This window comes from Janthinobacterium sp. LM6, from assembly GCF_002002885.1.
GTDB classification, from domain to species: Bacteria; Pseudomonadota; Gammaproteobacteria; order Burkholderiales; family Burkholderiaceae_D; genus Janthinobacterium; species Janthinobacterium kumbetense.
Genome location: NZ_CP019510.1, coordinates 1637651 through 1661594 on the forward strand (window position 1 = coordinate 1637651; position 23944 = coordinate 1661594).

Annotated in this window: 19 protein-coding genes; 7 read left to right on the top strand and 12 right to left on the bottom strand. The window is 63.3% G+C overall.

Annotation, left to right across the window (positions count from 1 at the left end; genetic code table 11):
* Positions 1-160 precede the first annotated feature (160 nt).
* From BZG29_RS07195 to BZG29_RS07210, 4 genes are all read left to right on the top strand, one after another.
* Entirely contained in the window at positions 161-496 is a 336-nt protein-coding gene (locus tag BZG29_RS07195) for a DUF3579 domain-containing protein (protein ID WP_029496213.1), read from the top strand.
* An 81-nt stretch (positions 497-577) separates the two neighbouring features.
* On the top strand, positions 578-1027 hold the full coding sequence (locus BZG29_RS07200; protein WP_035825422.1) for a CBS domain-containing protein: 450 nt from the start codon (positions 578-580) through the stop codon (positions 1025-1027).
* 78 nt (positions 1028-1105) lie between these two features.
* Positions 1106-1924: an AraC family transcriptional regulator gene (locus BZG29_RS07205; RefSeq protein ID WP_077400566.1), complete on the top strand. Its 819-nt coding sequence runs from the start codon at positions 1106-1108 to the stop codon at positions 1922-1924.
* Positions 1921-3384, top strand: coding sequence for a carbon-nitrogen hydrolase family protein (locus tag BZG29_RS07210; protein WP_077400569.1), 1464 nt, complete (start codon positions 1921-1923; stop codon positions 3382-3384). Before BZG29_RS07205 ends, BZG29_RS07210 begins: the two co-directional genes overlap by 4 nt.
* A gap of 192 nt (positions 3385-3576) precedes the next feature.
* Here BZG29_RS07210 and BZG29_RS07215 read toward each other — a convergent pair whose 3' ends face one another.
* The gene (locus BZG29_RS07215; RefSeq protein WP_077400572.1) at positions 3577-4317 is read right to left on the bottom strand and encodes a GntR family transcriptional regulator; all 741 of its coding nucleotides are present in this window, start codon (positions 4315-4317) and stop codon (positions 3577-3579) included.
* Between the two features lie 388 nt (positions 4318-4705).
* Between BZG29_RS07215 and BZG29_RS07220 the strand changes: the two genes are divergently transcribed.
* The 3 genes from BZG29_RS07220 (at position 4706) to BZG29_RS07230 (ending at position 11612) form a co-directional block, all read left to right on the top strand.
* On the top strand, positions 4706-7384 hold the full coding sequence (locus tag BZG29_RS07220) for a TonB-dependent receptor (protein WP_077400575.1): 2679 nt from the start codon (positions 4706-4708) through the stop codon (positions 7382-7384).
* A 201-nt stretch (positions 7385-7585) separates the two neighbouring features.
* Positions 7586-10300 carry a TonB-dependent receptor gene (locus tag BZG29_RS07225; protein ID WP_171984952.1) on the top strand — a complete coding sequence of 905 codons (2715 nt, stop codon included), beginning with the start codon at positions 7586-7588 and terminating at the stop codon, positions 10298-10300.
* A 190-nt stretch (positions 10301-10490) separates the two neighbouring features.
* Entirely contained in the window at positions 10491-11612 is a 1122-nt protein-coding gene (locus BZG29_RS07230; protein ID WP_077400578.1) for a heparan-alpha-glucosaminide N-acetyltransferase domain-containing protein, read from the top strand.
* Here the strand turns inward: BZG29_RS07230 and BZG29_RS07235 are convergent.
* From BZG29_RS07235 to BZG29_RS07285, 11 genes are all read right to left on the bottom strand, one after another.
* Entirely contained in the window at positions 11609-12796 is a 1188-nt protein-coding gene (locus BZG29_RS07235; RefSeq protein WP_077400581.1) for a DUF5009 domain-containing protein, read from the bottom strand. The genes BZG29_RS07230 and BZG29_RS07235 overlap by 4 nt on opposite strands.
* Before the next feature lie 81 nt (positions 12797-12877).
* Positions 12878-14182 carry a hypothetical protein gene (locus BZG29_RS07240; RefSeq protein WP_077400584.1) on the bottom strand — a complete coding sequence of 435 codons (1305 nt, stop codon included), beginning with the start codon at positions 14180-14182 and terminating at the stop codon, positions 12878-12880.
* 158 nt (positions 14183-14340) lie between these two features.
* Positions 14341-15474, bottom strand: a complete 1134-nt coding sequence (gene ugpC / locus BZG29_RS07245) for a sn-glycerol-3-phosphate ABC transporter ATP-binding protein UgpC (protein ID WP_077400587.1) — start codon at positions 15472-15474, stop codon at positions 14341-14343.
* Between the two features lie 14 nt (positions 15475-15488).
* Positions 15489-16811 carry an MFS transporter gene (locus tag BZG29_RS07250; protein ID WP_077400590.1) on the bottom strand — a complete coding sequence of 441 codons (1323 nt, stop codon included), beginning with the start codon at positions 16809-16811 and terminating at the stop codon, positions 15489-15491.
* 26 nt (positions 16812-16837) lie between these two features.
* Positions 16838-17674 (bottom strand): carbohydrate ABC transporter permease, encoded by an 837-nt coding sequence (locus BZG29_RS07255; protein ID WP_077409003.1) that lies wholly within the window; start codon positions 17672-17674, stop codon positions 16838-16840.
* Positions 17675-17687: 13 nt separating this feature from the next.
* Positions 17688-18557, bottom strand: a complete 870-nt coding sequence (locus BZG29_RS07260; protein WP_077400593.1) for a carbohydrate ABC transporter permease — start codon at positions 18555-18557, stop codon at positions 17688-17690.
* Between the two features lie 7 nt (positions 18558-18564).
* Complete coding sequence (locus BZG29_RS07265) at positions 18565-19824, bottom strand: extracellular solute-binding protein (protein ID WP_077400596.1); 1260 nt, start codon at positions 19822-19824, stop codon at positions 18565-18567.
* Between the two features lie 132 nt (positions 19825-19956).
* Positions 19957-20970: an SIS domain-containing protein gene (locus tag BZG29_RS07270; protein ID WP_071079063.1), complete on the bottom strand. Its 1014-nt coding sequence runs from the start codon at positions 20968-20970 to the stop codon at positions 19957-19959.
* Positions 20960-22072: an N-acetylglucosamine-6-phosphate deacetylase gene (gene nagA / locus BZG29_RS07275; RefSeq protein ID WP_077400599.1), complete on the bottom strand. Its 1113-nt coding sequence runs from the start codon at positions 22070-22072 to the stop codon at positions 20960-20962. Before nagA ends, BZG29_RS07270 begins: the two co-directional genes overlap by 11 nt.
* Complete coding sequence (locus tag BZG29_RS07280) at positions 22069-22803, bottom strand: GntR family transcriptional regulator (RefSeq protein ID WP_070282815.1); 735 nt, start codon at positions 22801-22803, stop codon at positions 22069-22071. The genes nagA and BZG29_RS07280 overlap by 4 nt, the downstream gene beginning before the upstream one ends.
* A gap of 2 nt (positions 22804-22805) precedes the next feature.
* The gene (locus BZG29_RS07285) at positions 22806-23678 is read right to left on the bottom strand and encodes a BadF/BadG/BcrA/BcrD ATPase family protein (protein ID WP_077400602.1); all 873 of its coding nucleotides are present in this window, start codon (positions 23676-23678) and stop codon (positions 22806-22808) included.
* Positions 23679-23944: the final 266 nt, after the last annotated feature.

Consider the following 23944-nt stretch of genomic DNA (forward strand, 5'->3'; position numbering starts at 1 on the left):
GCAAGGCGTGCCGGCCCCTGTTTGCATCGTCAGGGCAGATCGAGGTAGAACCCAAGTCTTCTATAAGATATAATACTGGCTTACCGCAGCAAACGTAGTTGAATTACCAGCCCGGCTTACCCGCCGGGGCCATTCACGCAATCCAGTCCCGACAAGCCACATGGCCGAGTTATCTCAAAAAACAGGGGAACTCTCAGACGAGTTCTTCATCCTTGGTCTCACCAGCAATGGCAAGCAATTCCGACCCAGCGATTGGGCCGAGCGCCTTTGCGGAGTGATGTCCTGTTTCAATCCCGAAGGCGGCGGGCGCAATGCGCACCTCCAGTATTCGCCCTATGTGCGCCCGACCGTCGTCAATGGCGTCAAGTCGGTGGTGGTCAACACCAAGCTGCGCGAAATCGAGCCGATGGCGTTTCACTTCGTGCGCGAATTTGCCAAGGATAACGACTTGCAGATCGTCGAAGCCTGCTTCCTGCCGCCCCCCGAAGAAAAGTAAGACCGTTTCAATTGATTTGCCGCAAACCCGCCACGGCGGGCTGGCGTAGCGTAGACACTCTGCCTCAAACGGAGTGGCGACATGCGCATCGGCGACATCTGCACCCTGCACACCATCCATTGCCAGCGTGACACCAGCGTGCAGGACGCGGCGCTGCTGATGCGCCAGCACCACGTGGGCGACCTGATCGTGGCCGAGCAGCCGAACGGCGAGCGCGTCCCCATCGGCATCCTCACCGACCGCGACATCGTCATTTCCGTCATCGCCCTGGGCCTCGACCCCGCCAGCCTGCTGGTGGGCGACATCATGAGCGCGCAACTGCTCACGGCCAGCGAAGACGAAGACGTCTACGACATCATCGAACGCATGCGCGTCAACGGCATCCGCCGCCTGCCCGTGGTCAACAGCCTGGGCGCGCTGTCCGGCGTCGTCAGCATCGACGACCTGCTGGCCTTCCTGGCCCAGGAAATGGCCGAGCTGGCGCGCATCAGCAGCGGCCAGCTGGTTTACGAAAAGCGCACGCGCAAATAAGCCCGCATTGCGCAATTTCAGTCAAATCCTCGTTACCTGAAAATGCTACAGTCCTTGCTCGTTCAACGGGAAGCGTCCATGCACTATCTGGCCAAGGCACTCTGGTATATCGAATCGCATTATGCGGAGAATATCTCGCTCGGCGACATCGCCCACGTGGGCGGCGCCTCGCCGTGTCATTTGACGCGCGCGTTTGGCCTGGCCACGGGCCACTCCGTGATGCGCTATGTGCGGGCGCGCCGGCTCAGCGAGGCGGCCCGCGCGCTGGCGCAGGGCGCGCAAGATATTCTCTCCGTCGCGCTGCAGGCCGGTTACAGCTCGCATGAAGCCTTTACGCGGGCTTTCCGCGAACAGTTCCACGTCACGCCGGAAAAGGTGCGGGCCCAGCGCCATGTCGCCAACCTCGCGCTGGTGGAAGCCATCAAACTGGATGTGGCGCCTGGCGTGGCCCTGGAAGCACCCCGTTTCGAGCGGGGCCCCGCCTTGCTGCTGGCGGGCCTCGTCGAACGTTATCGCGCAGAAACGGCTGCCGGCATCCCCGCCCTGTGGCAGCGTTTCCTGCCCCATGCGGCGCCCGGCCAGCTCGTGTATGGCGTGTGCTGCAACAATGACGATGCGGGCAATTTCGATTATCTGTGCGCCATGCCCGTGAACGACTTTTCCCAGGCCCCCGACGGCTGGACGCGGCTGCGCATCGCCCCGCGGCGCTATGCCGTGTTTCATCACCGCGGCCACATTTCCACCATCCGCGCCACCTGGCATACGGTGTGGAACGAGTGGCTGCCCCGGTCCGGCCTGGAAGTGGCCGACGCGCCAGATTTTGAACGCTACGACCAGCAATTCGATCCCGCCAGCGGCATCGGCGGCGTGGAAATCTGGCTCCCCTTGAAAGCATGAGCATGCTCAATACCTTGTCTGCGCCGGCTGCCGGCAGTACCGCGCTGCGCCGGCGCCTGTCGCAAATCGCCGCCGCGCTGGCGGCTGGCCTGCCGCTGTACTGGGTGCTGGGACCGCAGCCCGTGGGCTGGCTGGCCTGGTGCGCGCCGCTGCCCGTGCTGTGGCTGGCCCTGCGCTCGTCGCGCCGCGATGCCGCCTGGATGACCTTCCTGGCTGCCTTGCTGGGCCTGTCATCGAACGTTGCCTATTTTCGCCTGCTCATGCCCTTGCCGGCCGTGCTGGCCGTGATGTTCGTCAAGGCACTGCTGTGGCTGCTGGTGGTGCTGGCCACGCGGCGCCTCGTGCTGCGCTACCGCTCCGGCTGGACGGTGCTCGCGTATCCCGTGCTGTGGGTGGCGATCGATACCCTGATGGCTGCCTTCTTGCTCGATGGTAACTGGGGCAGCCTTGCGTATTCGCAAACCGATAACCTTGCCGTGCTGCAGGTGGCAGCGCTGGCGGGCGTGCCCGGCCTGCTGTTCTTGCTGTGCCTGGCGCCATCCGCGCTGGCCTTGCTGCTGGCGGGCGGTCGCGCATATGCGCCGGCGGCGGGTGCGGCCGCGCTGCTGCTGGCGGCAGCGTTCGCCGCTGGCGCCTGGCGCGTGCACGACGCGCCGGCCTCGGCGCCGGCAGGGCCGCTGGCGGGGCTGGTGGCCATCGATGACTTCATCGGTCCGGCCACGCCGCCGGCGCGCGCGCAAGCCATCTGGAATCAGTACGCGCGCCACGTCGAAGCGCTGGCAGGGCAGGGCGCCAGGCTGGTGCTGTTGCCGGAAAAGATAGCCGTGCTGGCCCCTGCGCAGGCGTACGTCGTGCGGCAACGTTTCCAGGCGCTGGCGCGCAGCACGGGTGCGTGGATTATCCTGGGCATCGGCGTGCAGGACGCTGCCGGCCGGCGCAACCTGGCCTGGCTGTTGTCTCCCGATGGTGCCGCGCCGGTCAGCTATCAAAAACATCATCTGGCGCCGCCCGAGCGCGAGTTTCTTGCAGGCAGCGCGTATGCCGTGCAGCCGGTGGCGGGGCAAGCCATGGGCCTGGCCATCTGCAAGGACATGCATTTTGCGCCGCTGGGGCAGGCGTATGGCGCGGCTGGCGCGCAGGCGATGCTGGTGCCGGCCTGGGATTTCCAGATGGACGCCTGGATGGGTGCGCGCATGACCGTGGTGCGCGGCGTGGAAAATGGTTATGCGGTGCTGCGCGCGGCGCGCGAGGGCGTGCTGACGGTCAGCGATGCGTATGGACGGGTGCTGGCGGAACGGGCCAGCAGCGCCATGCCGGGCAGCACCTTGCTGGCGCCGTTGCCGGCAGCGCGGCCCGTGGCCACCTGGGCCGGTTGGCTGGGACCGCTGTTCGGCTGGCTGTGCGTGGCGCTGGGCGTGATCCTGCTGTGCGCGGGGCGCCGCGCCATGCCTTCTGCCTGATGGGAAATGTCAGGTTTTGCTGCAATGCGCAAAACCGCATTGCGCGGCCCTTTTTATATTCTCCGTACGCAGGCCACATAATCGCCGCCGATTAATTCACCATGGTGGTGCATATATCGGCGTGGAGCCGGCATATATATTGCACTGCAATAAGTGGTGTTATCTGGTATTGGTGAAATGGGGCGATTGGTATTAATTGGTACTTAATTCGGCCACGAAGTCATACATATCGCCGCGGAAGTAGGAGCGGCAAAATTCCACGGCGCGGCCATCGCGCAAAAAGCCCAGCCTTTCCACCGACAAGCCCGCGTCGCCTTCCTCCGCCTGCAGCAGGCTGGCCTGCTCCCCCGTCAATAAAAGTGCGCTGAGGCGCTGCAAGGCGCGCACGGGCCGGTTGCCCGCCTGTTCCAGCGCGTCATACATGGAGATATCGACAGCGTCGAGGTCTGGCAGGCAACTGGCGACGATGGTCGCGTACTCCAGGCACATCGGCACCTCGTCCGCATAGCGGATGCGGTGGAAGCGGTACACGGGCGCGCCCGGCGACAGCCGCAGGCGCAAGGCTTCTTCCGGCGTGACGGTGCCCTCCGCGCGCTTGAGCCACACGCTGCGCGGCGTGCGTCCGCGCGCCCGCATGTCCTCGGAAAACGAGGTCAGCTTGGCGAAGTTTTTCTCGATGCGCGTATTGATGAAATTGCCCGAGCCGGGGCGCCGCACCAGCAAGCCCTCGTTGACGAGGCCGTCGATGGCCTTGCGCACGGTGATGCGCGAGACGGACAGGTCGCTGGCCAGCTGGCGTTCGGCCGGCAAGGCTTCCTCGGGGCCGAGAATGCGCTTGTCGATTGCTTCGCGCAGCGCGCGCTGCAGTTGCTGGTACAGGGGCAGGCTACTCGTCTGCCCCAGGCCTTGCATGATGTGAGCGAGGGTTGTCATACGCTGAGGGTCTCCGTTACGGCGCGTTGCAGACGCGCTCTGTATCTGTTTTGTGTCGCTGGATAATACCAAAAAAGGCCGTTATAAAACCAATTTGAATTATCAGGCCAACAATTTATGCCCGGCTTTCCCCACATTTAAGCCGCTCATACGGGCTACGGATTGATTTAGATAAAGTGGTCTGTGTGATTCAAACAACGTTATAAAAAAAAAGTTGCAACTGGTAGTGTTCTGGTATTGGATAGTAGTATATTGGCGTTGAATTGGTTTTGTAAGTGGTTGTGCCGAAGGGTCTGCAGCATGCCGGCGAGAGTGGGCGGGCTGGAAAGAAGACCTACATTAAAAATGAAAAGGTTCCAATCCTGGAGCCTAAATCAAGGGGGAGTACATGAAACGCAATTTGACACCTGCAGCTGCCGTCGTGAAATCCGGATCGCGTAGCCGTACGCCGATCGCTGCGGCCGTTGCCGTGATGGTCGCTGGCCTGGCTTTTTCGGCGCAGGCGCAGGAAGCCGCCGCCGATGACGTGGCTACCGTGACGGTGACCGGCGTGCGTGCCTCGCTGGAAAAGTCGCTGAAGCAAAAACGCAATGCGGATTCCGTGGTGGAAGTGATCACCGCCGAAGATATCGGCAAGATGCCTGACCGTAACGTGGCTGACGCGATCCAGCGCCTGCCAGGTGTGAATACCCAATCGTCGGCCGGTGGTGAAGGCGGTTTCGGCGAAAACGACCGTGTCAGCCTGCGCGGCACCAGCCCAAGCTTCCAGCAAACCCTGTTCAATGGCCACGCCATCAGCACCGGCGACTGGTTCGTGCTGAACCAATTCGGCGGCAATGTCGGCCGCAGCAGCAGCTTTTCCTTGCTGCCATCTGAGCTGGTGAGTTCCGTTGTCGTGCACAAGAGCGCCACGGCCGACCTGCCTGAAGGCGGCGTTTCTGGCGTGATCGATGTGATTACCCGCCGTCCGTTGGAATTCAAGAAGCAGCTCACGGCCGAAGGTTCGATCCAGGGTTTCTACAACGACCTGGCCGGCAAGACCGATCCTCAGTTCTCCGGCCTGGTGAACTGGAAGAATGACGCGAATACCTTGGGCATCATGGTCCAGGGCTTCTCGCAAAAATCGACCGTGCGTCGCGATGGCCAGGAAGTCCTCGGCTACACGCCCATCCTTGCCAACAGCGTCGCGGCCCAGGCCCGTCCTGAACTGGCCGGCGTGAAAGTGCCGACCTTTATCGGCGCCACCCTGTTCGAGCAAAAGAAAACCCGCGAAGGCGGCGCATTCGACATCGAATTCAAGCCCAGCAAGGACCTGACCCTGGATGTGAACGGCTTTTATTCGCAACTGAAGGCGCCGCATCAAAACACCAACTGGCTGGCTGCGCCTGCCAACTCGATCAACAGCACGAAAGACGGTGTGCCGAACGGCCAGATACCGACCAACTATACGGTCAAAAATGGCACCATGACAGGCGCCACCTTTGCCAGGAACGCGGGCGAAGTCGACAATATCTATCGTCCTGACGCCGGCGGCGAATCGTACTACCTCGATTTCAACTTCAAGTACCGCGCCACCAAGGACCTGACCCTGACCGGCAAGCTGGGCAAGACCCATGGCGTCGGTTATGACCGCAACGATGTCTACTACCAGAACAACGTCGATGGCGGCATGGTGTATCAATTGAACGGCATGAGTCCGGCCAGCGTTTCCTATCCGGGCGGCACGACCACCAAACCAGGCTCGACGGCCTGGATCGGCGGCGGCGAATCGCGTTCCGTCGACCAGGAAAAATATGCCCAGATCGACGCAGAACTGCGCCTGTCGTCCGGTATCTGGGATTCGATCAAGTTCGGTGGCCGCCTGACCGATCACAAGCGTGCTGCCGAGCATCCGATTGATGCCAAACCGGGTCCTCTGGGTATCGCCAATCCGGGCCCTGTCTGGAACGGCACCCAGTATCCTAGCGATTTCGGCAAGAATCTGGGTGGCAACCTGTCGAGCAATTATTTCAAGTATGACGGTGCAGCGCTGGCCGCCTGGGCCGCGATCCCTGGTAACCGCAATCTCGACCCTGTGCAACGCCACAACTGGACCGATGAATTCAAGCTGCAGGAAAAAACCTCGGCCATCTATGCCATGGCCAATGTGACGGGTGATAACTGGAGTGGTAACTTTGGCTTGCGCGCGGTGCAGACCAAACAGTCCAGTCTGGTTAACAAGAAGGGCGGCCCGATCACCGGTTCCGATTGGGAACCATACTCGCAGAACCTGTTTGAGCGCACCTATAATGATTACTTGCCTAGCGCCAATATCAAGTTTGATGTGCGCAACGATCTGGTCGTCCGCGCTGCCATTGCCCGCACTATCGCTCGTCCAGACTACAGTGCGTTGGGCGGCTCGGTTTCGCTGAATGACGATGCATTGAGCGGTACCGGTGGTAACGTTCAGCTTAATCCTGTCAAGTCGGATAACGCTGAAGTCAGCGCCGAATGGTATTTTGCACCGAAGTCGGCTTTCTCGGTCGGCTTATTCTACATGGACCTGAAGTCGGTGGTGTCGAATGGTACCGTAAATGCTTCTTATTACAATAGCAAGCGCGGTACCAACACCGTGTACCAGATCACGTCGCCATTCAACACCAGCGGCAAGAACAAGGGTGCTGAGTTCAGCTATCAGCAACCGCTGTTCGGCGACTTCGGTATTTTGGCCAACTACACCTATGCTGATGGCAAGCTGGATAATGGTGACGAACTGGTCAACGCATCGCGCAGCACGTATAACCTGACGGCCTTCTACGAAGCCAATGCCCTCAGCGCTCGCCTGGCCTACAACTACCGTTCGTCCTACAAGGCGGGCGTGGATCGTGGCGCCAGCCAGCACGTCGAAGGCGCGGGCGGCCTGGCCGGTTCGCTCAACTACAAGATCAACGAACACTTCACGATCACGTTCGATGCGCTTAACCTGACGAACACGACCATCAAAATGTACGCTGAAAACCGCGATCAGCCACGCGCGTTCTACAGCAATGGCCGTACCTTCTACCTGGGCCTGCGCGCAAAGCTGTAAGCGGCGATCTGGCCTGATGCTCACGCATCGGGCCTGGTCTTCCTCGGTCTTTTCAAGGCAAGTTCCTGTTTCAGGGGCTTGCCTTTTTTTTCGGCGCTCCTGCCGGTACTTGCCCCTTTCCGCTTCACCTTGTCGTTTGCCGTCTGTACTCATCCATAAAACCGTCCCGCCAGCGTGGCGGGAATCTATAACGAGGAGTCTATGAACAGCCGTTTGCATCCCGTATTACACCCCATCGCCGCCGCAGCCGCTTTGTTGTCCATCAATATGGCGGCACAGGCGCAGCAAGCCCAATCCGCCTCCCCGGCGATGCAGGAAGTCGTCGTCACTGGCATCCGCGCCTCGCTGGAACAGTCGCTGAGCCAGAAGCGCAACAGCGATTCCGTGATCGATGTCGTCAGCGCGGAAGATATCGGCAAGCTGCCCGACAAGAACGTGGCCGATGCCGTGCAGCGCGTGCCTGGCGTCAACATTTCCTCGTCGGCCGGCGGCGAGGGCGGCTTCTCGGAAAATGACCGTGTCAGCATCCGCGGCACCAGCCCCAGCCTGACGCAAACGCTGATCAACGGCCACGCCGTGGGCACGGGCGACTGGTTCGTCACGGACCAGGTGGGCACCGTGGGGCGCAGCGTCAGCTTTGCCTTGCTGCCGTCGGAAATCGTCAGCCGCGTCACTGTGCAAAAGAGCGCGCAGGCGGACCTGGTGGAAGGCGGCGTGGCCGGTTCCATCAATATTGAGACGCGCAAACCGCTGAGTTTCAAGCAGCCGTTCACGGCCGAGCTGGCCGTGCAGGCCATCTACGCGGACTTGCCGGGCAAGACCGATCCGCAAATGAATGCCCTGTTCAACTGGAAGAACGAGGCCAAGACCATGGGGGTGCTGTTCCAGGTGTTCTCCGAAAAACGCCACGAGCGCCGCGACGGCCAGGAATTCTTTGGCTATGGCGCCATCGACGCTGGCAGCCCGGCCGCGCAAAAGTATCCGCAACTGGCCGGCGTGCTGGCGCCGCTGGGCATCAACTCAGCCCTGTTCGAGCAGGTGCGCAAGCGCCAGGGCGGCAGCCTCGACCTGCAATTCAAGCCTACCGCTGACTTGATGCTCGACGTCAACGGTTTTTATTCGAAACTGGATGCCGCCAATTACAACCGCAGCTTTTATAACCAGCCGGGCGCCAACCTGAATGCCGTCGACAATGGCGGCAAGCACGTGGGCGTCATTCCCAGCACGTTTACCGTCAAGAACAACACCCTGGTGGCGGCCGATTTTCCCGCGTCGCAGTTTCCTGCGGCCAATGCCACCACGCCCTACAACGGCCAGCTGTATCCGGCCCTGGTCGACCAGATCTACCGCCCCGGCTCGAACTCGTCGACCGCGTATGTCGATGTCAACGGCAGCTACCGCGCCAGCGAGCGCCTGCGCATCACGGGCAGCCTCGGCTACACGCGCGGCATCGGCGAGACGCCCGTTGACCTCGGCTATGAGGCAGGCTTGACGGGCGTGGGCGTGTCCTACCAGCTGAACGGCCTGTCGCCGGCCAGGCTGAATTTCCCGGGTCTCGACATTTCCAGGTTATCGAATGCGGTGACGGCATCGGCGTGGGGTTCTCATGTGGAAACACTGGATACGGAAAAATACGGCCAGGCCGACGCTGAGTTGAGCATGGATTATGGCGTGCTGGAATCGCTGAAGTTCGGTGCCCGCTATGCGGAACACCACCGCAACGTGTCGTGGCCGGAAAACCGCAGCTGCGCCGTGTGCGACGGCACGACGAATGCACCCTTGCCGAAGTGGAATGGCGGCACCTATCCCGGCGATTACGGCAAGGGACTGGGCGGCAATGCCCAGGGCCGCTACTGGCAGCTCGATCCGGCCGACCTGGTGGCGTGGGCCAACAAGTACGACAATTCGGGCGGGCCGAACTCGCGCAACTGGCCGGCCGAACTGGACGTGAAGGAAAAGGATAGCGCAGCCTACATCATGGCCAACCTGGCGGGCAACAAGTGGCGCGGCAACGTGGGCGTGCGCGTCGTGCGCACGCAGCAGACGACGGTGACGAACGTGCCGGGCGGCGAAAATCCGATTGGCCAGGAAAACATCTTCGGCACCTATACGCCCACCATCGTCAAGCACAGCTACACGGATGTGCTGCCCAGCGCCAACATCAAGTTTGACCTGAGCAAGGACCTGGTGGCCCGCGCGGCTGTGGCGAAAACCATGGCGCGCGCCGACTACAGCGCGCTGGTGGGCGCGGTCAACTTGAACGACCAGTTGCTGACCGGCACGGGCGGCAATCCTGACCTGAAACCGATACGCTCGACCAACTACGATGCCACCCTGGAATGGTATTTCGCGCCGAAAGCCATGCTGTCCGTGGGGGCGTTTTTCATGGACATGAAATCGTACGTGACATTCGGCACGGCGCCCGTGACCTATTACAATAATACCTTCAAGAAACTCAACACCTATGTGATCCAGTCGCCGACGAATATCGGCGCCAAGAACAAGGGTGTGGAACTCAGCTACCAGCAGGGCTTATGGGGCGGTTTCGGCGTGGTGGGCAATTACACCTATACGAATGGCAAGGCCGACGACGGCGCCGCCGTGGTCGGCAGCTCGCGCGGCACGTACAACCTGGAAGGCTATTACGAGGATGAGCGCCTGAGCGCGCGCCTGGCCTATACCTACCGCTCCAGTTTCCTGGCCGGCCTGTTCAGCAGTTCGCCCCAGTATGTGCACGGCGTGGGCAACCTGGCCGCGTCGCTCAATTACAAGATCGACGAGCGCTATTCGCTGACCTTCGATGTGCTGAACCTGAATAATCCGGTGCTCAAGTACTACGGCGCCAACCAGGACCAGCCGACGGCCCTGTATTCGAACGGCCGCCAGTTTTACTTTGGCTTGCGCGCCAAGCTGTAGTGACACCTGACCAAACCTGCTGCGCGTCGGCATAGGCGGCTTGCGATGCCCACCGTACTGGAAGTACGGTGGCGCTTCTCGGCCACCCCTCCCTTCCGCGCGCGACGGTTTCGTCAGGCGTCGTTGTTTTGCTTTTCCGGCTTCCTGCCAGAATGGGGAGCCGGTTTTTACCTTTTGGAACTGTTTTACCATGACTATTGCTTCTCAACGCTACCTCGCCCTCGACGTCCTGCGCGGCCTGACCGTCGCCCTGATGATCGTCGTCAATACGCCCGGCGACTGGGGCAGCGTGTACGCGCCATTCCTGCATGCCGAATGGCATGGTTTTACTGTGACGGACCTGGTCTTTCCCAGTTTTTTGTTTGTCGTCGGCAATGCGCTGGCCTTTGCGCTGGGCAAGTATGAAAACCTGGGCCATGGCGCCGTGCTGGCCAGGCTGTGCAAGCGTAGCGCGCTGATCTTTCTGCTGGGCTTTTTGCTGTACTGGTTTCCCTTCTTCAAGATCGACGACGCGGGCCAGTTCGCCTGGTCGCCGCTGTCGCACACGCGCATCCCCGGCGTGCTGCAGCGCATCGCCGTGTGCTACCTGGCCGCCGCCCTGATCCTCCATTACTGGAAGACGCGCGGCGCGCTGGTCTTTTGCGCCTGCGCCTTGCTCGGCTACTGGGCCATCCTGGCATGCTTTGGCGACTACAGCCTGCATGGCAACGCGCCGGCCAAGCTGGACCTGATCCTACTGGGCGACAGCCATTTGTACCACGGCGAAGGCATCGCCTTCGACCCGGAAGGCATCCTCGGCACCTTGCCGGCCATCGTCAACGTCATCGCCGGCTACCTGGCGGGCAGTTTCCTGCGCCAGGCGGCGCCGGCGCGGCTGCGCGCCAGCCTGGTTCAGCTGGCCGTGGCCGGCGCCATCTGCGTGGCGGTGGCCCTGTGCTGGAACGAAGTGTTTCCGATTAACAAGAAGCTGTGGACCAGCTCTTACGTGATGCTGGGCATCGGCCTGGACTTGCTGCTGCTGGCGCTGTTGATGTTCATCATTGACGTGCGTCAAATGACGGGCTGGACCTACTTCTTTGAAGTCTTCGGCAAGAACACCCTGTTCATCTACCTGGTGTCGGAAGTGCTGGTGATTATCGCGTTTACCGTGCGCATCGGCGGCGGCAACCTGTACCAGTGGCTGTACCAGCACGGCTTTACGGGCTGGGCGCCGGCGCGCGTGGGCTCGCTGCTGTTTGCCGTCAGCTTCATGCTGCTGTGCTGGCTGATCGCCTACGCCATGGACAAGCGCAAGATCTATATCAAGGTCTAGAACTTCAGTTTTAATCCGTAGCGCGTGGCCAGCGCGGTGAAGGCCATCATCAGGGCGGTGACGGCGCCGGCATTCCACAGGCCGGCCGCGCCGCCCGTTTCCAGCCAGGGCCACCAGAAGCGCGGCAGGTGCAGCACGGCCGCCAGTTGCTGCCACAGGTCGGGCACGATGTAGGCGAACAGGGCATTGGTGCCGGCAGGCAACAACACCACGGCCCAGGCGCGCCAGCGCCACACGTCGATGACGACATAAAACACGAGGAACAGGGCCTGGATGAGGGCGCTGCACACGAGCGTGTAGGATTCCGTCGCCGCGATCTTGTTGATGTGGTGATATGGCCGCAGCAGCAGGCCGGCCGCCAGCAAGCCCAGCGCAAACCACGCCATGAAACGTATCCTCTGGACATGGTTCAGGGCGGCGCCGCGCAGGAATAGCCGGCCCACCAGCGTGCCGGCCAGCACATTGGCCGCCGTCGAACCGAGCACCTGCGGCACGTTGACGAAGGCGTTCACGCCTGCCGGCAGGAAATCCAGGCTGCCCGCCGTGCCCCCCATGTACAGCACGATCAGCAGGGAAAACACGCCCATCAGCGCCGTGCCGCTGCCCTGGCACGCCAGGTACAGCAGGCTGCACAGCAGATACGCCCAGCCGATCATGCCGAGGATGCCCCACCACGACGGTTGCAGCCAGGTGCTGGAAAACTCCGCATTCAATTCGCCGCGGAACGTTGCCAGCAGGAACAGCATCAGGGCGCCGCCCGCGGCCAGCTCCAGCTTGCCCGCGCCCTGGCGCCACAGCAGTATCATGGCCATATAAAACAGCAGGAAGTAGACGGCGTGCGGCAGCGGCGCCGCCTGCGCATCGTAGCGGTAGGCGTTCGCCAGCACCACGCCGGCCAGCATCAGGCTGGCGGAGCGCCACAGCAGGCGTCCCAGCAAGGCCGGCGTGACGTGGCCGCAATGGCGCTGCAAGGCCAGCGGAATGGCCATGCCCACCATGAACAGAAAGCCGGGAAAGACCAGGTCGGGCACGGTGATGCCGTCGGCGCGCGGTCCCGCATGTTCGAGCCAGAAGGCAATGCCGGGCATGCCGGCCAGGTAGTTGACCCAGATCATGGTAACGATCACGAAGCCGCGAAAGGCGTCCAGGCTGATCAGGCGTTCGGAGGCGGTGGCTGGCGGCATGGCAGGATGAAAGAAGGTCGAAAAAAAAGCAGCCCCGGCCTGAGCCGGGAACTGCCTTGCGTCTGCTTGAGGGCGCAGGAATTACTGTGCCGCTGCTGCCGGTGCCGCCGCTGCCGTGGCAGGACGGTTCAGCCACAGGATCCAGTAGCGGGCCAGGTCGCCCACGCCGTCGCCGCCCTTGACCGTTTCCAGGACCTTGATGGCGTCGTCTTTCTTGCCGGCCATGGCGTAGGAGTAGCCGAGGCGCAGCTTGGCGTCTTCAGCACGTTTCAGGCCGCCCTTGGCGATGCCTTTCTGGATCAGGTCGATACCTTTGTCGAACTGGTCCATCGTCACGAAGGCGTAGCCCAGGTTGATCAAGCCCGTGCCATCCTTGCTCTTCATGGCCGACGCTTCGCCGCTGGCGATGTTTTTCGCATCGTCGGCGGCAGCCTTGTTGGCCTGGTCGCGCAGTTTCTTGTGCTTGGCAGCATTCGCGCCCGTGCCCAGCACGCCTTTGGCAAAGCCGGCGTCGATGACTTTTTTCGCTTCCGTCGGGAAGGCGTTCTGCAAGGCGATTTCAGCCATGTCGCTGTAGTCCTGTGGCGGCATGGTGTCGACGGCCTTGAATTGCAGGCGCAGCACGTCCAGCGCGAAGCGGTCCGAATAGCCGGCCTTGCCTTGCAGGCGGCCCAGCAGGTCGCTCCAGTAGTCATCCGACGGGTAGTAGCGCACCAGGTTTTCCATGGCAATCAGGTAGGTGGCCGGATCCTTGCTTTTCGAACCCGTGTTGGCCAGCAATTGCAGTTCTTCGATGGTCGGCGTCTTGCCCGCTTGCTGCTTGGCCGTCACGTCGGCCATCAGTTCCTGTTTGGCGCGCGCGAAATCATTGCTGAAGTAATACGCGCGGATGATGTAGGGACGCACGGAAGCTACGTCGCCTGTTGCCGTCTGGTAACGGGTGAACCATTTGATGGCGTTCGGGTAATCCTTGGCGTTGTAGTGGTAGTTCGCCAGCGCCTGGATGAAGTCGCCTTCCGATTTCTTGTCCAGCTTGCCGGATTCGATCACCGCTTCCAGCGCCGTCATGGCCATAGGCGCATTGTTGGTGGTCGAGGCCAGCGCCACGCGCAGGCGGTTCAGCACGAACGTTTCATACGGCGTCAGGGCCGGCATGGCGGCCGCCTGGTCGATGCGGCTTTGCACGTCGGCGTAATTTTTGGCATCCATCGATGCCTTCACGGCGGTCGGATCGAGCAGCTTGAACACTTCAGGGCGCACCGAGTCGGCCGGAGCGGCAGCGGCGGCGGCTGGCTTGGCATCCTGCGCGTGCGACAGGGATGGCAGGACATTCAGGCCGATGGCGGCCAGGAGCAGGCTAAGACGGGCAAGACGGAATTGGGACATGGGTTATCCTTCAATCAATAACAAAAATACGCTCCGGTACTGGTTGCCGCAACAGTGTGCGGCGGCATTTGCCGGTGGCAGGGAATCTTAAAAAACACGTATTCTGCCATCCTGACCGCACAAGTCAAAGGGCGGCAGCATGGTAAACAACGGCATTGTCACATAAACGGCTGGGCTGGAGCGCCAAACGTGCGCGCCAGGGCTTGCCCTGCGGCATCGAACAGCAGGCAGCGCTGCGCCGGCAGATGCAGGCGCATGGCGTCGCCCGCCTGGCGCAAGCCTTCCTCGGCCGGCAGCTTGACGGCCAGCATCTCGGTCACGCCCGGCATGCTGGCGTAAACGATGGCCACGTCGCCCAGGTATTCGACATGGCTGACGGCCGCGTCGACGACGTTGTCGCCTGCAGCATTCACGTCCCGCAGGACGACATGCTCGGCGCGCATGCCCAGGGTCAGCCGGTCGCCCGGCGCCACGCTCCCGCCCTGCGCTTCGACGTCGATGACGGTGCCGCCGGGCAGGCGCACGGCCACGGAGCCGGGGCCGCAGGCGACCGCCTCGCAAGCGATGAAGTTCATCTTCGGCGCGCCGAGGAAGCCGGCCACGAACAGGTTGCCGGGATTGTTATACAGCGCGTGCGGACTGCCCACCTGCTCGATGCGCCCGCCGTTGAAGACGACGATGCGCTCGCCCAGGGTCATCGCCTCGACCTGGTCGTGCGTGACGTAGATCATGGTGGTTTTCAGTTCCTGGTGCAGGCGCGAGATTTCCACGCGCATCTGCACGCGCAGCGAGGCGTCGAGATTCGACAGCGGTTCGTCGAACAGGAATACCTGCGGCTTGCGCACGATGGCGCGGCCGATGGCCACGCGCTGGCGCTGGCCGCCCGACAGGTCCTTCGGCTTGCGTTTCAACAGTGGCGTGATCTGCAGGATCTCGGCCGCGCGCTCGACGGCGGCGCGCACCTCCGCCTTCTTGTGTCCCGCCAGGGAGAGGGCGAAGGCCATGTTCTCGAATACCGTCATGTGCGGGTACAGGGCGTAGCTCTGGAAAACCATGGCCAGGCCCCGCTCGGCCGGCGCGATATCGTTGGCCAGCTTGCCGCCGATATGCAGCTCGCCGTCCGTGATGTCTTCCAGCCCCGCGATCATGCGCAGCAGGGTTGATTTACCGCAACCGGACGGCCCCACGAAGACGACGAATTCGCCGTCGCGGATGTCGAGATCGATGCCGTGGATGACGGGGTGCTTGTCGTCGTACAGCTTGACGATGTTCTTTAACGCGATATGTGCCATGGAGTGGTTCTATCCTAGCTGGCGCTGGCCGGCGCGGACGTGGCGCCCGTGTCAGTCTGGCCGGAGGCATCCTTCGGTCCGATGCGCATGAAGCGCGACAGGATCAATACGGGCACGGCCGACACCAGCACCCACAGGAAAAAAGTCTTGTAGCCGAGCGCCGTCTGGATGTCGCCGCTGATCATCTTGAACAGCACGAAACCCAGCTGCATCACGCCGGTGGCGAACGCATAGTGGGCCGTCTGGTACTTGCCGACGGAGACCACCTGCATCATGAACAGGATCAGGCCGACGAAGCCGAAGCCATAGCCGAACATCTCCACGCTGAGCGCGGCCGTGATCAGGGTCAAATCGGTCGGCATGCTGTGGCTCAGGTAATAAAACACCAGGTTCGGCAAATTCATGGCCAGGATCAGGAAGAACATGGCGCGCTTGAGGCCCAGCCACGACGTGAAATAGCCGCCGCCGATGCTGCCCAGCAGGAATGCGACGGTGCCGGCCGTGCCGTAGACGGCGCCCACTTCGGTCGTCGACAGGCCCAGCCCCCCCAGTTCGCGCGCCTCGCGCAGGAACAGCGGGCCGATGGTCTGCACTTGCGCCTCGCCCGCGCGGAACAGGATGATGAAGGCGATCATGCCCCAGATGCCGGGTTTTTTCAGGAAGTCCACCAGCACGTCCCACAGGGTGCGGCTGATGCCGGCCACGCTCTTGTCGGCCACGGCCGCGTTGCGCACCTGCGGCAGCGCCCACAGGTGGTACGCGGCCAGCGACAGCATCATGGCGCCGATGATCAGGAAGATCACCGACCATGCCGGCTTGATGCCTATTTTTTTCTCCAGGTAGCCGGCCAGGATCACCAGCCCGCCCAGCGAGATGAATTTGCCCGCGTTGAAGAAGGCGCCTTGCCAGCCCGCGTAGGCCGCTTGCTGCTTGTCCGACAGACTGGCGATATACAGGCCGTCGCAGACGATGTCGTGCGTCGACGAGGCCAGCGCGGCGACGAACAGCACGGCGATGCAGGCGGCGAACCACAGCGGCGTTTGCAGCGCCAGCGCGATCAGGCCCAGGCTCAGGCCACCGGCGAACTGGAACAGCACCACCATGGTCTTCTTGCTCGACGCCAGTTCCAGGAAGGGACTCCACAGCGACTTGAAGACCCAGGCAAAGCCGATCAGGCCCGTCCAGCGGGCGATCTGGTCGTTCGGCACGCCCATGCTCTTGAACATCAGGCCGGCCACCAGGGCCACGGCGTAGAACGGCAGGCCCTGGGCGAAGTACAAGGTCGGCACCCAGGAAATCGGGCTGCGTTTGCCAATATTGGTGCGCTTGTCGTGCATGGAGGCTTCCTTATCGAGAGACGTTTTCATTTGACTGCGCCGTCCATGCCGCGCATGAAGAAGCGTTGGGTAAACAGGAAGGCGAGCAGGGTCGGCACGATGGTGATCAGGGTGCCGGCCGCGATCACGCGCGTGCTGCTGCCGAAGGTGCCGCGCAAGTACAGCACGCCCACCGACAGCGGGAATTCATCGGGCTTGCTCATGACGATCGACGGCCAGATGTACTCATTCCACGATTCGACGGCCGTCAGGATGCCGACGGTGGCCAGCCACGGCGTAATCAGCGGCAGCATGATGCGGCTGAAGATCACCCATTCGGAGGCGCCATCGACCCTGGCCGCGTCGATCAGGTCTTGCGGCACTTCCTCGAACGCCTGCTTGAGCAGCAAGATGGCCACGGCCGTCACCACGTTGGGCAGGATCACACCCGTGTAGGTGTCGACCAGGCTCATTTGCGTGATGGTGATGAAGTTGACGAGGAAGTTCACTTCCGACGGCAGCACCAGGGTGGCGAGGATCAGGCCGAACACCAGCTTGCGGCCGCGGAATTTCAGGCGCGCCAGCGGATACGCGGCCAGTGAGCACAGCAGCAGTTTCCAGAACACGGTGAACACGGCGATCAGCACGGAGTTCTTGAAGAACGACCAGATCGGGATCGCATTGAACACTTCGATGAAGTTGTCGAAGGACGGGGCCTTCGGCCAGAAGGTGGGCGGGAAGGCGAAGATATTGCCCTCCGTGGAAATGGCCGTCACCAGGGTCCACCAGAACGGGAAGACGCAGACGACGGCGATCGCGCACAGCACGGCATAGTGGCCCAGTATGCGCAGGCGCGCTTTCAGGGGGCGGGAACGGATTTTCATGGTCATTCCCTGGTCAGCGGTGCTTGGGTTTGAGGTAGCGCAGGCACAGCAGGGCGATACCGATGCAGAATAGGGACACGACAAAGCTGGCGGCCAGCGCGCGCGGCAGTTTCAAGTGCTTGAGGCCCTGGTCATACGCGTAGTACAGCGCCGTGAAGGTGGAATTCATCGGGCCGCCCTGGGTCAGCACGTCGACTTCCTGGTACGCCTTCAGGGCCGCCAGCACGGACAGGATGGAGCACAGCATGATGGTGGGGCGCAGCATCGGCACGGTGATCTTCCAGAAGCGCTGCCAGCGGTTGGCGCCGTCGAGCATGGCCGCTTCCTGCATGTCCGACGGAATCGATTGCAGGGCCGCCAGGTACATCACCATGTACCAGCCCAGGCCGCGCCACAGGGTGACGAACATCACGGCAAACAGGGCCAGGCTGTCGTTCGACAGCCAGCCCACGGGCGCGTTCACCAGTTTTAACGTCATCATCACGTAGTTCAGCGCGCCCTGTTCGTGGAACATGAAGCCCCACATGATGCCGACCACGGACACGGTCGTCACCACGGGCACGTAGAAGGCGGCGCGGAACAAACGGATGCCGGGCAGGCGGTTGTTCACCAAGACCGCCAGGGTGATGGCGCCCACCTGCACGAAGGGCACCATCAGCAGGAACATCAGCGAATTCTTCAGGCCCGAGACGAACATCTCGTTGTTGAAGATGTAGCGGAAGTTGTCGAGGCCGACGAAGCGCGTCTCGCGTATCAGGCTGTAGTCGGTGAAGGCCAGCACGGAGCCGTAGCCGACGGGCCAGAAGGAAAAGGCGGCCAGCAGCAGCAGGGCGGGGGTCAGGAACAGCCAGGCTTGCACGGTGTGGCGATGGGAGAATGTCATGGCGTCCTCAGTGGCGCGGCAGGGTGGCCAGCTTGCGGTTCCAGATGGCGACGGCCTGGTCCAGCGCCTGCTGCACATCCTGCTTGCCCGTCACGCCCGCCTCGACGGCTTTCACCAGCGAGCGGCGCAGTTCGTCGTAGTCGTCGATGCCGGCCACGTACAGGGTGCGCGAGTGGCCCATCGACAGGGCGCCGGCGGCGACCGCCTTTTCGGCCGCGCCCGCGTTGGCCGGCGTGGCGAGGAAGAACGGATCGGCCGCCGCTTTCACCGTGGTGGGGAAGACGCTGGCCTGACGCGCGAACGCCAGCTGGTTCTCGTCGTTCGTCAGGAAGCGCGCGAACTTGCCGACCGACGGCAGCTGGCGCGCCGGCACGCCTTTCGGGATGGCGAAGTGCACGAGCCAGCCGCCGTCGGCGATGCCGGTCGGGCCCAGCGGCGCGGGCGCCACGTCGGTGATGGCGTAGATGTCTTTCGCATCGCCACGGATGCGCTGCATGGCCGTCGGCGGCGCCAGCAGCATGCCCAGGCGGCCGCCCTTGTAGGCGTCGATCACGGCAGGGAAATTGTCTTCGGCGAACAGGCTTTCCTTCAGCAGGCCGCCAACCTTGTAGGTGTCGGCCAGCTTCTGCACCAGCGCCACGTGCCGCGGCGAATTGAAGACGGCGCGGTTGTCGGTGATGACGGCCAGGCCCTGCTGCATGAACAGGCCGTCGATTTTCGACAGGGCGGGGGCGATGCCGGCCTTGCCCGTGCGCTGCGCGATCTGGCGCGCGAACGCCAGCTGTTCATCGAGGCTGGCGGGGCCGCGCGTGAGGCCCGCCTGCTTGAAAATGGCGGTATTGAAGGCGATCACCGCGACATTGCTGTACATGGGAAAACCGTAGGTGCCGCCCTTGAAGCGCAAGTCCGCCAGGGCGCTGGGGATGTAGCTGGCGCGCGCTGGCGCGATCAGGCCATCGACTTGTGTGAGCAAGCCGTCGCGCGCGAATTCGTCGGCCCAGGGCACGTTCAGGCTGACCAGCGCGGGCGGCGTGCCGGCCACGATGCGCGTGACCAGCTTGGTCTGGATGACGTCCCACGGGAAGTCGATCCATTCGATCCTGACGCCGGGATTCTGCGCCTCATAGCGCGCCACCACCGCATTGAAATACGGCGTGAACTTGGGCTTCATGCTGAAGGTCCAGAATTCGATTTTCTCGGCAGCCCATGCCTGCGGCGCGAGCAGGCCCGCGCAGGCAACAACCGCCAACAGTCTCTTGATCGTCATTTTTATCCTGGAGCGTGGCGCTCCAATGTCCATGAGTCCGCGGCGCGGGTACATGCCCTTGCCGTCGCTTATATTCGTGTCCTGCGGACGGCAGCTTCATCCCGTGCCGGGGAAGAAGCTGCCGGGTACAGCTTAATTTGTCTTTGTTACCTTGCTCAGGTGACGCGGCGCATCCGGGTCCATGCCGCGCGCGGCCGACAGTTTGGCCGCCATCACGTAGAACGACTGGATGGCGACGATCGGATCGAGGTCCGGCGTGGCCGCCACGGGCAGGGTCAGGTCGCGCTCGGCCACGTCGGCGGGGGCCGCCAGCAAGACCTTGGCGCCGCGGCCGCGCATCTCGGTTGCCAGCTGCAGCAGGCCGGCTTGCGTCGGGCCGCGCGTGGCGAAGATCAGCAGCGGGTAGCCGTCTTCGATCAGGGCCATCGGGCCGTGCTTGATTTCGGCGCCGCTGAAGGCTTCCGCCTGCAGGGCCGAGGTTTCCTTGAATTTCAGCGCCGCTTCCAGCGCCACGGGGAAACTGATGCCGCGTCCGACGACCATGATGTTGCGGGCCGGCGCCAGCACGTCGATGGCGGGCGACCAGTCGACGCGGGTCGCTTCGAGCAGCGCTTCGGGCAGCGCTTCCAGGCCCGCCTGCAGTTCGGGGTCATTCTGCCACTGGGCCACCATGCGCGCGCCGGCGACCAGGCTGGTGATAAAGCTCTTGGTGGCGGCGACGCTTTGTTCCTTGCCCGCGCGCAGGGGCATGGCCCACTCGGCGGCGTGCGCCAGCGGCGAGTCGATGTCGTTGACGAGGGCCACGGTGGTGGCGCCGCCGTCGCGGAAGTAGCGGATCGGCTCGACCACGTCCGGGCTTTGGCCCGATTGCGAGATCGAGATGGCCAGCGTGTCGCGCGTCACCAGCGGCGACTTGTTCAGGGTCACCAGCGACATCGGCAGGGACGCGACGACGCGGCCCAGGCGCGCCATGATCAGGTAGGCGACGTAGTTGCAGGCGTGGTCGGAGCTGCCGCGCGCGATGGTCAGCGCGGTCGAGAACGAGGTGCTCCTCAATTTGCGGCCCAGTTCCGCGTAGCGTTCCGTGTCGCTGGCCAGTTGCAGGGCGACGCATTCGGCGGCGGAAATGGCTTCTTTAAGCATCATTGAGGTCACAGATTTCTCCTTCTATATACACAGCTTTGAGTTTGAGATCGCGATCGAGTACCACCAGATCGGCGTAAGTACCGGGGGCCAGCCGGCCGCGTTCTTCCAGGCCCAGGTAATCGGCGGCGTTGGTCGACACGCGCTTGGACGCGTCGGCCAGGTCCAGTCCCAGTCCCACCAGGTTGCGCAGCGCCTGGTCCAGGGTCAGGGTGCTGCCCGCCAGGGTGCCGTCGGGCAGGCGCACGCCGCCCATGCATTTCTGCACGGCGTGGCGGCCCAGCATGTATTCGCCGTCCGGCATGCCGGTGGCGGCGGTGGAATCGGTGACGCAGTACAGGCGCGGGATGGCGCGCAGGGCCACCTTGATGGCGCCCGGATGCACGTGCAGCAGGTCGGGGATCAGTTCGGCGTATTCGGCGTGCGCCAGGGCGGCGCCGACCATGCCCGGCTCGCGGTGATGCAGGCCGCTCATGGCGTTGAACAAATGCGTGAAACCCATGGCGCCGTGTTCCAGCGCGGCCACGCCGTCTTCGTACGAACCGAGCGTATGGCCGATCTGCACGCGCACGCCGGCGTCGGCCAGGACGCGCACCAGGTCCAGGTGGCCGGCGATTTCCGGCGCCACGGTGATGACGCGCAGCTTGGCCAGGGTTTGCAGGCGTTCGATTTCGGCCAGGTTGGCGGCGCGCGCGTAGTTCGGCTGCGCCCCGAGCTTGCCGGAATTGATGTACGGGCCTTCCAGGTGGGCGCCCAGCACGCGCGCCGTGTTCGGGCGGCGGTTGTTGGCGGCGATGCCGATGGCCGTCAAGGCCATGTCGATGTCTTCCGGCGGCGCCGTCATGGTGGTGGCCAGCAGGCTGGTGGTGCCGTGGCGCGCGTGGATGGCCGCGATGGTGTAGACGGCTTCGCCGCCTTCCATGATGTCCTTGCCGGCGCCGCCATGCACGTGCAGGTCGATAAAGCCGGGCAGGATGTAATCGTCGCTGTTGTTCGACGGGTGGAGTGAATCGCCCGTGATGCTGTCGACCCGCTCGCCGAAGGCGATGGCGCCGTGGATCCAGCCGCCGGGGGTAAGGATATTGCCTTTGATAGTGCTGCTCATCTGCGCGACTCCGCTACGAATTCATAATAATCACTGCGGCAATACGAGTGGGTCAGTTCCACCGCTGCGCCGTTGTCGAGATAACTGACACGGGTGATGTGCAGCATGGCTTCACCCGTCTTGATATTGGCCAGCTTGGCCTGTTCCGCCGTGGCGTTGACGGCGCGGATATGCTGCAGCGCGCGCATCGGGATGGTGCCGCGCGACTCCAGGTAGCCGTACAGCGAATCGGTGACCTGCTGCGGGTCCGGCATGTACAGGGCGGGGATGGTGGTCGTTTCGATCGCCATCACCACTTCGTCGGCCGTGCGCAGGCGGCGCAGGCGCGCCACCGGCATGTGCGGCGACAGTCCCAGCGACAGCAGTTCCAGCGGCGCGGCCGCGCCGATGTCGCGCTGCAGCCAGCGCGAGCCGGCCGTGAAGCCCCGCTGGCGCAATTCTTCCGAAAAGCTCGTCAGGCGCGACAGCGGCTGTTCCAGCTTGGGCGTGATGTAGGTGCCCGAGCCGCGCTTGCGCGTCAGCATGCCCCGGTCGCACAGCATGTCGATGGCCTTGCGCGCCGTCACGCGCGAGATTTCCAGGATGTCCGACAGCACGCGCTCGGAAGGCAGGGCCTGGTTGGCGCGCCAGTCGCCGCTGGCGATGCCGTCCGACAGCATGTTCGCCAGCTGCATGTAGAGCGGCGTGTCGCTGGCTGGATTGGGTTTGAAGGCGGACAGTTTGGCCAGCATGGTCATTGCTCCTGCAAGTGCTTGCGTATCAGGCGCAGGCCGCCTGCGGCCGAGTCGCCCTGTGCCGGCACGACCAGTTGCAACAGTGCCGCCGGCAGGTAGCTCGACAAGGGCGCCGCCAGGCCGCCGCACAGGGCCACGGGCAAGGCGCCGGCCGGGTCGAGCGCCTTGGCGATGAGGGCGATCTGCTGGCCCGCGTCCACCAGGATGGCGCGCGCCACCGCATTGGTGGCCGCGTGTTCGAGCACCAGGCGCGCCAGTTGCGCGAAATTGGTCTGGCTGGCGGCCGCCAGCCACACCTGCATGGCGTCGCGCTGGCCGCCGCAGGCATCGATGATGGCCGTGGCGAAGGCGCTGCCGGGCACGCGGCCATCGGCCACCTGCTGCGCATGGTTAATGGCGCGCATGCCGATCCAGGCGCCGCCCGCTTCGTCGCCGGAGGGGAAGCCCCAGCCGCCCACTTCATGGCGGCTGCCGTCCGCGTGCAGCACTTCGCCCACGCTGCCGGTGCCGATGGCCACGATGGCGCCCGGCTGGCCCGCATGCGCCCCCAGCAGGGTGGTCAGGGCATCGGATTCGAGCGCGACGGCCGCATAGCCGGGATTGTGTTCGATAAAGCTGGCGGCCCACTGCTTGTTGTGCACGCCGGCCAGGCCCAGGCCGATGGCCATGCGCTGCAGCGGCGGCTGTTCCAGGCCGGCGGCGCGGAAGGCCAGGGTGACGGCATGCGCCACGGAGGTCCAGGCCCGTTCGATGCCCAGTCCCAGGCCGGATGGGCCGCTTTGTCCCTGCGCCAGTTCCTGGCCATCGAGGCGCGCCAGGCGTACGCGGGTTCCGCTGCCCCCGCCGTCGACGCCGATTATGTATTCGATCATGTTGTGCAGTCCCGCGTTTGGTTGATTGCGCCTGTCTCGGTTCTTTTATTTGTCGGGCGGCGAAAAAGCTGAAGGCACTATATTGTCGCCCCGATGGCTTGTCAACAGGTATTTAAGTGGTATTAACAATTGCGTTGCGCGCTGTCGCCGCATGCCCGAGGGCTTGATTGCAAGTGATTGTTAATAAAGGGATTTTTATGCTTCGCGAATGGTATTGAAATTGGCCTTGTTTAATGCCAATTTTTTCAGACTGGTCTGTGCCGCGC

Bases quoted from the DNA above. Each gene is read 5' to 3' on its own strand.
- BZG29_RS07255 (WP_077409003.1), bottom strand. From the start codon at position 17,674: ATGAAAATCCGTTCCCGCCCCCTGAAAGCGCGCCTGCGCATACTGGGC.
- BZG29_RS07195 (WP_029496213.1), top strand. From the start codon at position 161: ATGGCCGAGTTATCTCAAAAAACAGGGGAACTCTCAGACGAGTTCTTC.
- BZG29_RS07220 (WP_077400575.1), top strand. From the start codon at position 4,706: ATGAAACGCAATTTGACACCTGCAGCTGCCGTCGTGAAATCCGGATCG.
- BZG29_RS07235 (WP_077400581.1), bottom strand. From the start codon at position 12,796: ATGCCGCCAGCCACCGCCTCCGAACGCCTGATCAGCCTGGACGCCTTT.
- BZG29_RS07230 (WP_077400578.1), top strand. From the start codon at position 10,491: ATGACTATTGCTTCTCAACGCTACCTCGCCCTCGACGTCCTGCGCGGC.
- BZG29_RS07280 (WP_070282815.1), bottom strand. From the start codon at position 22,803: ATGCTGGCCAAACTGTCCGCCTTCAAACCCAATCCAGCCAGCGACACG.
- BZG29_RS07265 (WP_077400596.1), bottom strand. From the start codon at position 19,824: ATGACGATCAAGAGACTGTTGGCGGTTGTTGCCTGCGCGGGCCTGCTC.
- BZG29_RS07225 (WP_171984952.1), top strand. From the start codon at position 7,586: ATGAACAGCCGTTTGCATCCCGTATTACACCCCATCGCCGCCGCAGCC.
- nagA (WP_077400599.1), bottom strand. From the start codon at position 22,072: ATGAGCAGCACTATCAAAGGCAATATCCTTACCCCCGGCGGCTGGATC.
- BZG29_RS07205 (WP_077400566.1), top strand. From the start codon at position 1,106: ATGCACTATCTGGCCAAGGCACTCTGGTATATCGAATCGCATTATGCG.
- BZG29_RS07210 (WP_077400569.1), top strand. From the start codon at position 1,921: ATGAGCATGCTCAATACCTTGTCTGCGCCGGCTGCCGGCAGTACCGCG.
- BZG29_RS07285 (WP_077400602.1), bottom strand. From the start codon at position 23,678: ATGATCGAATACATAATCGGCGTCGACGGCGGGGGCAGCGGAACCCGC.
- ugpC (WP_077400587.1), bottom strand. From the start codon at position 15,474: ATGGCACATATCGCGTTAAAGAACATCGTCAAGCTGTACGACGACAAG.
- BZG29_RS07200 (WP_035825422.1), top strand. From the start codon at position 578: ATGCGCATCGGCGACATCTGCACCCTGCACACCATCCATTGCCAGCGT.
- BZG29_RS07240 (WP_077400584.1), bottom strand. From the start codon at position 14,182: ATGTCCCAATTCCGTCTTGCCCGTCTTAGCCTGCTCCTGGCCGCCATC.
- BZG29_RS07270 (WP_071079063.1), bottom strand. From the start codon at position 20,970: ATGATGCTTAAAGAAGCCATTTCCGCCGCCGAATGCGTCGCCCTGCAA.
- BZG29_RS07250 (WP_077400590.1), bottom strand. From the start codon at position 16,811: ATGCACGACAAGCGCACCAATATTGGCAAACGCAGCCCGATTTCCTGG.
- BZG29_RS07260 (WP_077400593.1), bottom strand. From the start codon at position 18,557: ATGACATTCTCCCATCGCCACACCGTGCAAGCCTGGCTGTTCCTGACC.
- BZG29_RS07215 (WP_077400572.1), bottom strand. From the start codon at position 4,317: ATGACAACCCTCGCTCACATCATGCAAGGCCTGGGGCAGACGAGTAGC.